9 protein-coding genes are annotated in these 12,282 nt (G+C 51.8%); 4 read left to right on the top strand and 5 right to left on the bottom strand.

The genetic code is table 11. The annotated features are described in order from the left end of the window. Positions 1-278 precede the first annotated feature (278 nt). Both nadC and NXT09_RS07590 read right to left on the bottom strand, forming a co-directional pair. Positions 279-1,169: a carboxylating nicotinate-nucleotide diphosphorylase gene (nadC, locus tag NXT09_RS07595; protein WP_268579316.1), complete on the bottom strand. Its 891-nt coding sequence runs from the start codon at positions 1,167-1,169 to the stop codon at positions 279-281. A 145-nt stretch (positions 1,170-1,314) separates the two neighbouring features. Further along, positions 1,315-2,175 carry a nucleoside-specific channel-forming protein Tsx gene (locus NXT09_RS07590; protein ID WP_039283422.1) on the bottom strand — a complete coding sequence of 287 codons (861 nt, stop codon included), beginning with the start codon at positions 2,173-2,175 and terminating at the stop codon, positions 1,315-1,317. A gap of 456 nt (positions 2,176-2,631) precedes the next feature. On the opposite strand from NXT09_RS07590, the gene ampD reads away from it, so the two are divergent. Together ampD and ampE are read left to right on the top strand one after the other, a co-directional pair. Then, complete coding sequence (ampD, locus tag NXT09_RS07585; RefSeq protein WP_268579315.1) at positions 2,632-3,204, top strand: 1,6-anhydro-N-acetylmuramyl-L-alanine amidase AmpD; 573 nt, start codon at positions 2,632-2,634, stop codon at positions 3,202-3,204. Beyond that, complete coding sequence (ampE, locus tag NXT09_RS07580; protein WP_205551666.1) at positions 3,204-4,058, top strand: beta-lactamase regulator AmpE; 855 nt, start codon at positions 3,204-3,206, stop codon at positions 4,056-4,058. The genes ampD and ampE overlap by 1 nt, the downstream gene beginning before the upstream one ends. 48 nt (positions 4,059-4,106) lie before the next feature. On the opposite strand, the gene NXT09_RS07575 is transcribed toward ampE, so the two are convergent. The 3 genes from NXT09_RS07575 to NXT09_RS07565 all read right to left on the bottom strand — a co-directional run bounded on the left by NXT09_RS07575 (position 4,107) and on the right by NXT09_RS07565 (position 8,021). Next, the gene (locus NXT09_RS07575) at positions 4,107-5,063 is read right to left on the bottom strand and encodes a glycoside hydrolase family 43 protein (RefSeq protein WP_268579413.1); all 957 of its coding nucleotides are present in this window, start codon (positions 5,061-5,063) and stop codon (positions 4,107-4,109) included. Continuing rightward, complete coding sequence (locus NXT09_RS07570) at positions 5,041-6,474, bottom strand: glycoside-pentoside-hexuronide (GPH):cation symporter (RefSeq protein WP_205551662.1); 1,434 nt, start codon at positions 6,472-6,474, stop codon at positions 5,041-5,043. The genes NXT09_RS07575 and NXT09_RS07570 overlap by 23 nt, the downstream gene beginning before the upstream one ends. A 188-nt stretch (positions 6,475-6,662) precedes the next feature. Then, positions 6,663-8,021, bottom strand: a complete 1,359-nt coding sequence (locus tag NXT09_RS07565) for an amino acid permease (RefSeq protein WP_205551660.1) — start codon at positions 8,019-8,021, stop codon at positions 6,663-6,665. A 684-nt stretch (positions 8,022-8,705) separates the two neighbouring features. Here NXT09_RS07565 and pdhR point away from each other — a divergent pair. Together pdhR and aceE are read left to right on the top strand one after the other, a co-directional pair. Then, positions 8,706-9,470, top strand: a complete 765-nt coding sequence (gene pdhR, locus NXT09_RS07560) for a pyruvate dehydrogenase complex transcriptional repressor PdhR (RefSeq protein WP_010306328.1) — start codon at positions 8,706-8,708, stop codon at positions 9,468-9,470. Between the two features lie 141 nt (positions 9,471-9,611). Beyond that, a complete protein-coding gene (aceE, locus tag NXT09_RS07555; protein WP_268579314.1) occupies positions 9,612-12,275 on the top strand; it encodes a pyruvate dehydrogenase (acetyl-transferring), homodimeric type in 2,664 nt (887 codons plus the stop codon). Positions 12,276-12,282 lie beyond the last annotated feature (7 nt).

Below are 12,282 nucleotides of genomic sequence, written 5' to 3'. Positions count from 1 at the left end.
TTCGGTGCAGAAATCCATACGGATGCGGCAGCATAGAAAAGGGAGCGAAGGCTGACGAGCGGGGAAATGTGAAACAGGAAAGCGCTACGACAGGTTTTTAGCGGACTTGCAGAGGATTGAAAATTTTTTGCGAGCAGAGACGCAATTTTCACGCTGTCGGACAGGAAGTCCGCGCGGGATTTGCAGTGTGTGTTGTTACGATGGTGTGCGAGAGGATGGGGTGTCGAGAGGTGAACGAGATGCGAAATAGCACCTCGCCGATAGAAATAGAAGAGCGGTTAGATGAAGCGCATGGATAAGTCCAGCGCCTGTACGTGCTTGGTTAGCGCCCCCACGGAGATATAGTCCACACCCGTTTCAGCGTAGCCACGCAGCGTGTCGAGGGTGACATTGCCGGATATTTCCAGCAGCGCGCGGCCTTGTGTGGTGCTAACAGCTTCCCGGATGTTATCCAGACTAAAATTATCCAGCATGATGATATCGGCGCCCGCTTCCAGCGCTTGCTGTAATTCATCCAGCGATTCGACTTCAACTTCTACCGGAACATCGCTGCGTAAAGACTGCGCTTTTTCTACCGCATTTTTGATTGAGCCCGCGGCGATGATGTGGTTTTCCTTGATCAGGAAGGCGTCGGATAAACCGAGTCGATGGTTGTCTCCGCCACCGCATGATACGGCGTATTTCAGTGCGGTTCTCAGACCCGGCAGCGTCTTGCGCGTATCCAGCAGTCGAGTGCGTGTTCCCTGCAATACGGCAACATAGCGGCTGACTTCAGTGGCGACGCCGGATAGCGTTTGCAGGAAGTTCAGCGCGGTACGTTCGCCTGTCAGGAGCTGTTTAGCTGGCCCTGTGATGTCACACAGCGTTTGGTTGGGCGTGATAGCGTCGCCATCGGCAACGTGCCAGACGATCGTTGTCGTGTCGCCTAATTGAGAAAAGACTTCCTCAAGCCAGCGCGTACCGCAGAATATGCCCGCTTCACGCGTGATAATGCGTGCGCTGACGGTCTCGTTGTCGGGGAGCAGAAGCGCGGTAATGTCTTGATTAGCATCGACGATGCCACCTAAATCTTCACGCAAGGCCAGTTGCACGCTGGCGGGGATATCTTGTGCAATACGAGCGAGCAAGGCTTGTTGGCGTTGTTCCTGACTGTAGCGACGCGTTGACATGACAAAACTCCGAAGGGGGGATTCGGAGGTCTATGCTACCTTGTTTACATCAGGACATCCAGAATGAATAGTTATTACAATTCAGTTGGTTACTGTTATTAATCTTCCGGCGAACATCCGTGGTCGCCGGAAAGAGGAGGCGATTTTAGAAGTTGTAACCGACGACCAGGTAGTAGCCCCAGCCGGTAGATTTCACTTCAAACGGGCCTTTGCCGAAATTAAGTTCTGCGCCATCAGCCCATTGGCCGCCGTTGTGGAAGTAACGAGCGACGAAAGAGTAGTGCCAGTGGTCGTAGCCCAGCGCCAGAATATGGCTGGAGGCAATGGAATTGTTGGTGCGGCTGGAATTCGATTTATCACGCAGTTCTGAGCCAAAATCGAAATTGGTGAAGCTGATATACGAGACGTTGCCGCCCAGCATTGAGCCCAGTGGGTAAGAGTATTTCACTTTTACCCGGTAGCCGTCCCACTCGTTTTCGTTAGCGGCGCCGTAGTTCTGCCATTGGTATTTGGCATAACCGTTCACTGACAGAGACAGGTCGGTGCCGGTATCAATATCGGTACCTAAGCCCATGTACCAGGTGCTCTGGCGTGAACCGCTGTTGCGACCCTGATCGTAAATAACGTTATTGGCGATGTACCACTCTTTAAACGGACCAAAGCTCAGATCAGCGCCCGTCAGTTTATCAATGGAGAAGCGTGGTTCGATCTCGACAAACAGCGGAGAGCCTTTGTCCCAAATGCCACGGCTGTCGGGATCGCCACCAAAAAACTTAGGCGCATCGGCGTAGCCGTAGAAATCGAACCAGTCTTTACGCGCAAATGCTTCGTATTCCAGGTAAGTCGTGCTGTTCAGTTGCGGCCCGAAACGCGTGTGGGCGCTACCGACGACGTTAATGCTCTGGTGCCACCAGTCGGACAGGTATTCGGCTTTATTGCTGTCGGCAAGAGCAGGCATTGAGCATGACAGTGCGAGCAACGCGCCTGCGGCGAAAGTTTTTTTCATGTTAAGTACCATAGTGTTAGACGTTATTTACGTCGTACGTAAGACCGCAAAATAAGTTTTGGTAATATCTAAAAAAATCAGAAGATAATTTTGTCATGCATTTTAAGTAAAAATAGACGCAATGCACGAAAACGATTGCCTTTTGTTATGCCATTACATTTGTAATGTGATTTTAATCACATAATGGTGTTAGGGATTTCACCTTACTAAAAAAGGTATCGGTATTGCGTTTGGGCAGGAAAGCGACGGGAATATCACAAAACAAACGGTAAAACCTATTGATATCCAGTTGAATAGATAGCGTGGCGCGAAACATGGTATCTTGGAGACAAGCACCTTTTGGCTACAATTGTTTTTACACCTGACATTATTTTTATATCTGACATTGTTTTTATTCCGGAAATTGATTTTTCGCCTGATTCAGCCGGCAAACGATACGATGCGAGGTTATCGCCGATGCTTTTGGAAAATGGCTGGTTATCCGACATTACACACACGCCTTCACCGCATTATGATGGTCGCCCGAATGATGAGGTGCCTTCCCTACTGGTGATCCACAATATCAGTCTGCCGCCCGGCGAGTTTGGCGGGCCGTATATCGATCAACTGTTTACGGCGACGTTGGATCCCACTGCGCATCCTTATTTCGCCGACATTTCCCATTTACGCGTCGCGGCACACTGCCTGATTCGCCGCGATGGGCAAATCACACAGTATGTGCCTTTCGAGCAGCGCGCCTGGCATGCTGGTGTGTCGGTGTTTGAAGGTCGGGAACGCTGTAATGATTTCTCTATTGGCATTGAGCTGGAAGGGACGGATACGCTGCCTTTTACCGCGCAGCAGTATCACTCGCTGGTGGCGGTTACACGCCTATTAATGCGGGCCTATCCTATTACGCTATCGCGCATTACCGGACACAGCGACATCGCGCCGGGCCGTAAAACCGACCCCGGACCGGCATTTGACTGGGACGGCTATCACCGCCTGCTACAAGAAAACTGGACAGAGAATAAAGGGAGTCTGGATTAATGACGCTGTTTACACTTTTGCTTACGCTGGCATGGGAACGCTTGTTCAAACAGGGCGAGCACTGGCAGATCGATCATCGGCTTGAGGTTGTATTCCGGCACGTACCGTCTCCGTCTTTATTGCAAACGCTGTTCCTGACGCTCTGCAGCATGGGCATCGTGGCGGGCTTGCTGTGGCTCACGAGCGGCATTCTGTTCGGCCTGATTTCTCTTTTGCTGTGGATTGTTATCAGCCTGATGTGCATTGGCGCGGGTGAAATCCGTCAGCACTATCGGCGCTATTTGCAGGCGGCACAGCGCGGCGAGGCGGATGCCCGCCGGGAAATGGCGGCTGAACTGGCGCTGATTCACGGTCTGCCCGTTGGCACGGGAGAAGAAGAGCAACTGAAAGAGCTGCAAAATGCGCTGCTGTGGATAAATTTCCGGTTTTATTTAGCGCCGCTGTTCTGGTTTATCGCTGCTGGACCCTACGGGCCGATTGCGCTGACGGGGTATGCATTTTTACGCGCCAGACAGACCTGGCTTGCCCGCCACCACACCCCGCTGGAGCGCGCGCAGTCTGGCGTCGATAGTTTACTGCATTGGCTTGATTGGATTCCCGCCCGCTTGGTCGGTGCCGCTTATGCATTGCTGGGGCACGGAGAGAAAGCGCTGCCTGCGTGGTTCGCCTCGTTGGGGGATTCCCGCAGTTCACAGTATTGGGTGTTGACTCAACTGGCCCAATTTTCTCTCGCGCGTGAATCCCACGTTGAGCCTGTGGAGACGCCCAAAGCCGCCGTGACGCTAGCGAAAAAGGTGACGCTGGCATTAGTGGTCGTCGTCGCGCTTCTGACGATATACGGTGCGCTGGTTTAATTTCTAAATGTACGTCCCAACCGACGTCCCAGCACACCCGTTTCTCGCTTATTGCCTGTCTGCGGGCGGTTCGCCGAACACCGGCATACCGTCACGATCCCAGATGAAGGTTTTAATCCGCGTATGGCGATTTGGGTCATACAGCGGATCGCCTTCGATCTCCGTGTAGTTGCGGGCGTGGTAAACCAGAACGTCTTCACCCGTTTCTGTTTGGGTAAAGCTGTTATGGCCTGGTCCAAACTGCCGGTTTGCTCGGCTGGTGGTAAAGACCGGCTGCTGCGATTTATGCCAGCTTGTCGGGTTCAACAGATCGCTGCCTGCATTCGCCCACAGTAAGCCGATACAGTAATTTTCATCGGTAGCGCTGGCGGAATAGGTGATGAAGAGACGCTCGCCGTGCTTAATGACGGCGGGCCCTTCGTTGACTTTAAAACCAATCACTTCCCACGGTAATTCTGGCTTGCTTAACATGACCGGCGTGCCTTTCAGCGTCCACGGATTTTCCATTTCCGCCAGATACAGATTCGAATTACCTGCAATCGCGGGATCTTTTTGCGCCCACAGATAGTAGCGTTTTCCTTTATGTTCAAAGTGGGTGGCATCCAGCGAGAAGGTATCGAATTGCGTATAAATCCGGCCTCTTTCGACCCAGTTGCCTTTTAGCGGGTCGCTGTCTGCACATTCCAGCGCAAACATGCGGTGCTGGAATAAGCCGTCTTTGATGTCTTCCGTCGGCGCGGCGGCGAAATAGACATACCATTTGCCGTTAATCACGTGCAGCTCCGGTGCCCAAATCAGCGCACTTAACGGGCCGCGTTCATGCTTGCGCCAGATCGTTACCGGTGTCGCGTGGGCAAGAGCCTCCAGCGAACTGGCTCGGCGAATTTCGAGCCGATTGTATTCAGGTACCGAGGCAATAAAATAATATTGTCCATCCGTGTGGCGAAGAATGAAAGGGTCAGCCCGTTGTTCAATCAGTGGGTTAGGCCATTGATGTGGGTTCATCATTCTCTCCTCCTCTTTTGACGTTGAGTGACTGACTGTCACGGCTCTCGCTCAGTTCCCGATAGTTATTACGGCGTTTTTCCAGATCGATTTGTATTTGCTGCATAAGCTCGCGATCAACCTTCAGCAAACGCACAACGCCTGCGGTAATCAAATAGCCTACGCCGGGAATAAGGGTGAACAACATAATGATGCCGTTCATGGCTTCTGCATTTTGCTGTGGAGCGTTGGCATCATAACCATAGTAGGACAGCAGGAAGCCGACCATCGCCCCTGCAATCGCCAGCCCGACTTTTAGGAAGAACAGATTGCCTGAGAAGCTGATCCCGGTGATTCGCTTGCCGGTTTTCCACTCGCCGTAGTCATCCACATCGGCCATCAGCGACCAGTGGAGCGGGGACGGGATCTGGTGCAGAACGTTCAGCAGGAAGTACATCACCAGAATAAAGCTGGTCAGGTGAGGGTTGAAGAAATAGAAGGCGCTGGAGAAGATCGCTAGCGCGATGTTGACCCAGAAAAACACTTTCAGCTTGCAGAAACGGTCAGTCAGGGGCTTCGCCAATGCGCTGCCGAACATCATGCCGACCACGCCGAGACTGATAAACAGGCTGGCGAATGAGGCGGATTTTCCCATCACCCAGGTGACGTAGTACATCGTGGCTGCCATGCGGATAAATCCGGGACAGACGTTGCACAGGGTTAACAGCAGAATGCGCGGCCATTGGTCGTTTTTCCAGACGTCTCGCAAGTCTGCTTTCAGCGCATCGTTGGTGGGGATGGCGGGCTTAATTCGCTCCTGAACGGTGGCAAAGCAAAACAGAAACATGAATAGGGCAATGATCGCCATCACGCCCATCGACATTTGGTAGCCGCGCGCTTTGTCCTCGCCGCCGAACCACTCTGCCATAGGCAGCAGCGTCGAAGAGAGAATGAGTGTGGCGATACCGACCATGATGAAGCGGTATGACTGGCAGGACACGCGCTCATGCGGGTCAGCGGTGATCACGCCGCCAAGCGAGCAGTAAGGAATGTTGATGGCGGTGTACGTCAGCGACATCAGAAAATAGGTGACGAACGCGTAGATGACTTTGCCGTTGTAGCTCCAGTCCGGTGTGGTAAACATGAGGACGCTGAACAGAACGTAGGGCACGCAGACCCAAAGCAGATAAGGCCGAAAGCGACCCCAGCGGCTTTGGGTGCGATCGGCGATCGCGCCCATAATCGGATCCGTGACGGCATCGATAACGCGAATGGAGAGGAGCAGGGTGCCGACCAAGGCTGGCGAGAGGCCATAGATATCGGTGTAGAAGTAGCTCAGAAATAGCATGATGGCTCCGCCAATCATGTTGCATCCTGCGTCACCCATTCCGTAGCCGATCTTTTCTTTAACGGACAGTGCGTTGTTCTTCATGAATACGACTCCTGTGCTTAACGTGTAAGCACGATTATTCCCCTCGATAGGGATAAAAGAGCGTATGAAATCGGTTGCAAAAATGGACAAACGGGTCGGGTGGAGCAAAGTGTGATGGACGTGGCAAATATGAAAATGGCCGACAGAGTCGGCCATGAAAAGGATGGGGTGAACGCTGAGGCTTAGGCTTACGTCGGCTGATTTTTCTTTTTGATAAAATAGCCTACGCCCAGAATAACCAGCCAGACCGGAATCAGCATGACGGAAATCTGAATACCCGGCGTCAGGAACATGATGACCAATATACCCGCAAGGAACAGCAGACAGATATAGTTACCCAGCGGATAAAGCAGCGCTTTAAACTTGGTCACCGTACCTTCTTTGTCCTTTTGCGCCCGGAACTTCAGGTGCGCCAGACTGATCATCGCCCAGTTAATCACAAGAGCAGATACAACCAGCGCCATCAATAGTTCGAACGCTTTGCCAGGAATTAGGTAGTTGATCAGTACGCACAGCGCCGTTGCCAGCGCGGAGATACCGATAGCAACAACCGGGACGCCACGAGCATCGACGGTTTTCAGTACTTTTGGTCCGTTACCCTGTTTCGCCAGACCGAACAGCATGCGGCTGTTGCAATACACGCAGCTGTTGTAAACGGACAGCGCCGCGGTCAGCACCACGATGTTCAGCACCGTTGCTACGACGTTGCTGTTCAGTTCATGGAAGATCATGACGAACGGACTACCACCTTCCACAACCTTGCCCCACGGGTACAGTGACAGCAGGATAGCGAGTGAACCGATGTAGAAAATCAGGATGCGGTAGATAACCTGATTGGTCGCGCGTGGAATGCTTTTCTCTGGGTCATCCGCTTCTGCTGCGGTAATCCCCACCAGTTCCAGCCCGCCAAATGAGAACATGATCACCGCCATTGCCATCACCAGACCGAGCACGCCGTTCGGGAAGAACCCGCCCTGCGCCCACAGGTTGGTTACGGTCGCTTCCGGCCCGCCCGTACCGCTGAGCAGCAGCCAGCCACCGAAGACGATCATGCCAATAATCGCGGCAACTTTGATGATGGCAAACCAGAACTCCATCTCACCGTAGACTTTGACGTTCGCCAGATTGATGGCGTTAATCAGCAGGAAGAAGACGGCGGCGGACACCCAGGTCGGAATGTCTGGCCACCAGTACTGGACGTAAATCCCCACGGCGCTGAGCTCGGCCATGGCGACCAGCACATACAGCACCCAGTAGTTCCATCCCGATGCGAAGCCCGCGAAATCGCCCCAGTATTTATAAGCAAAGTGGCTGAACGATCCGGCTACCGGCTCTTCAACCACCATCTCGCCCAGTTGGCGCATAATGAGAAACGCGATCAGCCCGCCAATCGCATAGCCTAACAGGACCGATGGCCCGGCCATTTTGATTGTCTGCGCAATACCAAGAAAGAGGCCAGTACCTACCGCGCCACCCAAGGCAATCAACTGAATATGACGGTTTTTCAAACCACGTTTTAGCGTGCCGTCCGCTTGTTGATTATCCATCAAATTTAACCCTCTGCCAGTGCAAGTAAAAAACACGGTGTGAACGAACACGCGTATTAGTGACTGTACGTTTGTGTAATTTTATTTTTACGGTTTGGAATATCTTAAAATAAGAAAACACCTACCGTTTTCCAGAGAATAGTGGTAAGTGCTCAAGATTGCACTGATTTCTTATAGTCTGATAATTAAAAACTATCGCCACATCAAAATTTTTACTTCTCCCCGATTAAGAACGTGATGGCGGGAAAATCGAGAGATGACTTTTTAGGATGGGAGGAGGGTTTTTACTCCTTTAGGTTTACTCCCTTTTATTATCTCTTTATCCCTGCTGTAAAAATAGTGTTTACCCCAATAGGGCGCTACTGATGATCGTGCTATTTCATAAAGAATAAAAAATCTTAATTTTTGAATAAAAATTCACTATTTTTGTATTTAAACGGTTCAGCAATGCCTGCTTTACGTTTCAAAAAAGTTAAAATATAGACAGAGGGGATTAATGGTAATACCACAGGCGGGCTATCGCTTTGCTGCATGTTTCTCGTGCATTTGTTAAAAACTGGTGGGATTGGTGATTTAGCTCAAGGTCCTTATGGACAGAAGGTGAATACTTTGTTACTTTAGCGTCACGTTTTTGAAATTGGTATTACCAATTGACTCCGCGCCATTCGCAGAGAAGAATTCACTATGGCATACAGCAAGATCCGTCAGCCCAAACTGTCAGATGTGATTGAACAGCAGCTGGAGTTTCTGATCCTTGAGGGAACCTTGCGCCCCGGCGAGAAGCTCCCACCGGAGCGCGAACTGGCAAAACAGTTCGATGTTTCCCGCCCTTCTCTGAGAGAAGCCATTCAACGCCTGGAAGCCAAAGGTCTCCTTTTGCGCCGTCAGGGTGGTGGTACCTTCGTTCAAGCCAATCTATGGCAAAGTGTCAGCGATCCGCTGGCAGAATTACTGAGCACACATCCCGAATCACAGTTCGATCTTCTGGAAACGCGTCATGCGCTGGAAGGCATTGCTGCCTACTATGCTGCGTTGCGTGGCACAGAGTCGGATCTGCAACGTATCCGGGATTGTCATGCCGTGATTGAGAAGGCGAGGGAAGCGGGCGATCTGGACGCCGAGTCAGAAGCCGTTATGCAGTATCAGGTTGCTGTAACAGAAGCCACGCATAATGTGGTGTTGCTGCATTTGGTGCGCTGTATGGGGCCGATGCTCGAACAGAACGTGAGGCAGAATTTTGAATTGCTTTATTTGAGCCGTGAAGTGTTGGCTCAGGTTAGCATTCATCGCGCCAGCATTTTTGAGGCGATTGTTGCCCGTGAGCCGGAAAAGGCGCGCGAAGCATCACACCGTCATCTGGCGTTTATTGAGGAAGTATTGCTGGATCTTAACCGGGAACATAGTCGGCGCGAGAGATCGCTGCGTCGGCTCCAGCAACGCAGGGATTGAGCATCCGTAATTTGGGGCTCTGAATGCGGTAATGACGACGATGAGCCTGTCTTCATGCGTTTTGCTTAGGACGAAACCTGAGTCAGAGTGCAGGAAGACAGGCTCCATAAACTAACTGATTAGAGAAGATAAGGAATAACCATGTCAGATCGTTTAAATAATGACGTGGATCCGATCGAAACCCGCGACTGGCTGCAGGCGATCGAATCGGTCATCCGTGAAGAGGGTGTTGAACGCGCCCAGTTCCTGATTGATCAGGTTCTGAGTGAAGCACGTAAAGGCGGTGTCAGCGTTGCTGCTGGTACAGCTGCACGTCAATACATCAACACCATCGCAGTGGAAGACGAGCCGGAATACCCTGGTAATCTGGATCTGGAACGTCGTATTCGCTCAGCAATCCGCTGGAACGCGATCATGACAGTACTGCGTGCTTCTAAAAAGGATCTGGATCTGGGCGGCCACATGGCTTCTTTCCAGTCTTCCGCCACTTTCTATGAAGTGTGCTTTAACCACTTCTTCCGTGCTCGCACTGCGCAGGACGGCGGCGACCTGGTCTACTTCCAGGGCCACATTTCTCCGGGCGTTTACGCTCGTGCCTTCCTTGAAGGCCGTCTGACTGAAGACCAGATGAACAACTTCCGTCAGGAAGTTCACGGTAACGGTCTGTCTTCTTATCCGCACCCTAAACTGATGCCAGACTTCTGGCAGTTCCCGACCGTTTCTATGGGTCTAGGCCCGATCGGTGCTATCTACCAGGCTAAATTCCTGAAGTATCTGGAAAACCGTGGTCTGAAAGATACCTCTAAGCAAACCGTTTATGCCTTCCTGGGCGACGGTGAAATGGACGAACCAGAATCCAAAGGTGCGATCACTATCGCGACCCGTGAAAAACTGGACAACCTGGTGTTCGTCATCAACTGTAACCTGCAGCGTCTGGATGGTCCTGTTACCGGTAATGGTAAGATCATCAACGAGCTGGAAGGTATCTTCAGCGGCGCTGGCTGGGATGTGATCAAAGTCATGTGGGGCGACCGTTGGGACGAACTGCTGCGTAAAGACACCAGCGGTAAACTGATCCAACTGATGGAAGAAACCGTTGACGGTGACTACCAGACCTTCAAATCCAAAAACGGTGCCTATGTGCGTGAGCACTTCTTCGGTAAATATCCGGAGACGGCAGAACTGGTTAAAGACTGGACCGACGATCAAATTTGGTCACTGAACCGTGGTGGTCACGATCCGAAGAAAGTCTACGCTGCACTGAAAAAAGCGCAGGATACCAAAGGCAAACCAACCGTTATTCTGGCACATACCATTAAAGGTTATGGTATGGGCGACGCGGCTGAAGGTAAGAATATCGCTCACCAGGTTAAGAAAGTTAACATGGATGGCGTGCGTTACTTCCGTGACCGCTTCAACGTGCCAGTATCTGATGCCGATATCGAAAAACTGCCGTACATCACTTTCGATAAAGAGTCTGAAGAGTACAAATACCTGCACGAACGTCGTCAGGCACTGGGTGGCTACCTGCCGTCTCGTCAGCCGAACTTCGATGAGAAGCTGGAACTACCAACGCTGGAAGATTTCAGCACCCTGTTGGAAGAGCAGAACAAAGAAATCTCTACCACTATCGCATTTGTTCGTGCCCTGAACGTGATGTTGAAGAACCAATCTATCAAAGATCGTCTGGTTCCAATCATCGCTGACGAAGCGCGTACCTTCGGTATGGAAGGTCTGTTCCGCCAGATCGGTATTTATAGCCCGAAAGGCCAGCAGTACACTCCGCAGGACCGTGAGCAGGTTGCTTACTACAAAGAAGACCAGAAAGGTCAGATTCTGCAGGAAGGTATCAACGAGCTGGGCGCAGGTTCTTCCTGGCTGGCGGCGGCAACGTCTTACAGCACCAACAACCTGCCGATGATCCCGTTCTACATCTACTACTCCATGTTCGGTTTCCAACGTATCGGCGACCTGTGCTGGGCAGCGGGTGACCAACAGGCTCGTGGCTTCCTGATCGGTGGTACTTCAGGTCGTACGACGCTGAACGGCGAAGGTCTGCAGCACGAAGATGGTCACAGCCATATTCAGTCTCTGACTATCCCGAATTGTATTTCCTACGATCCAGCATTCGCCTACGAAGTTGCGGTCATCATGCATGACGGTCTGCACCGCATGTACGGCGAAGCACAGGAAAACATTTACTACTACATCACCACGCTGAACGAAAACTACCACATGCCTGCGATGCCGCAGGGTGCGGAAGAAGGTATCCGTAAAGGTATCTACAAGCTGGAAACGGTTGACGGTAGCAAAGGTAAAGTGCAGCTGCTGGGTTCAGGTTCTATCCTGCGTCACGTACGTGAAGCGGCTCAGATTCTGGCGACAGACTACGGCATCGGTTCTGATGTATTCAGCGTGACTTCCTTCACTGAACTGGCACGCGAAGGCCAGGATTGTGAGCGTTGGAACATGCTGCATCCAACCGAAACGCCACGCGTACCTTACGTGGCTCAGGTACTGAGCGATGCGCCAGCGGTGGCATCTACTGACTACATGAAGCTGTTTGCTGAGCAAATCCGTAACTTCATCCCAGCTAGCGATTACCGCGTACTGGGTACTGACGGTTTCGGTCGTTCTGACAGCCGTGAGAACCTGCGTCACCACTTCGAAGTGGATGCGTCTTACGTCGTGGTTGCGGCTCTGGGTGAACTGGCTAAACGCGGTGAAATCGATAAAAAAGTGGTTGCAGATGCCATCACTAAATTCAACATCGATGCAGATAAAGTTAACCCGCGTCTGGCATAAGAGGTAA

The sequence above is a fragment of the Pectobacterium jejuense genome (assembly GCF_026800125.1).
GTDB lineage: Bacteria > Pseudomonadota > Gammaproteobacteria > Enterobacterales > Enterobacteriaceae > Pectobacterium > Pectobacterium jejuense.
Note: the sequence above shows the minus strand (reverse complement) of the source record. Positions and strands in the feature narration are given on the sequence as shown.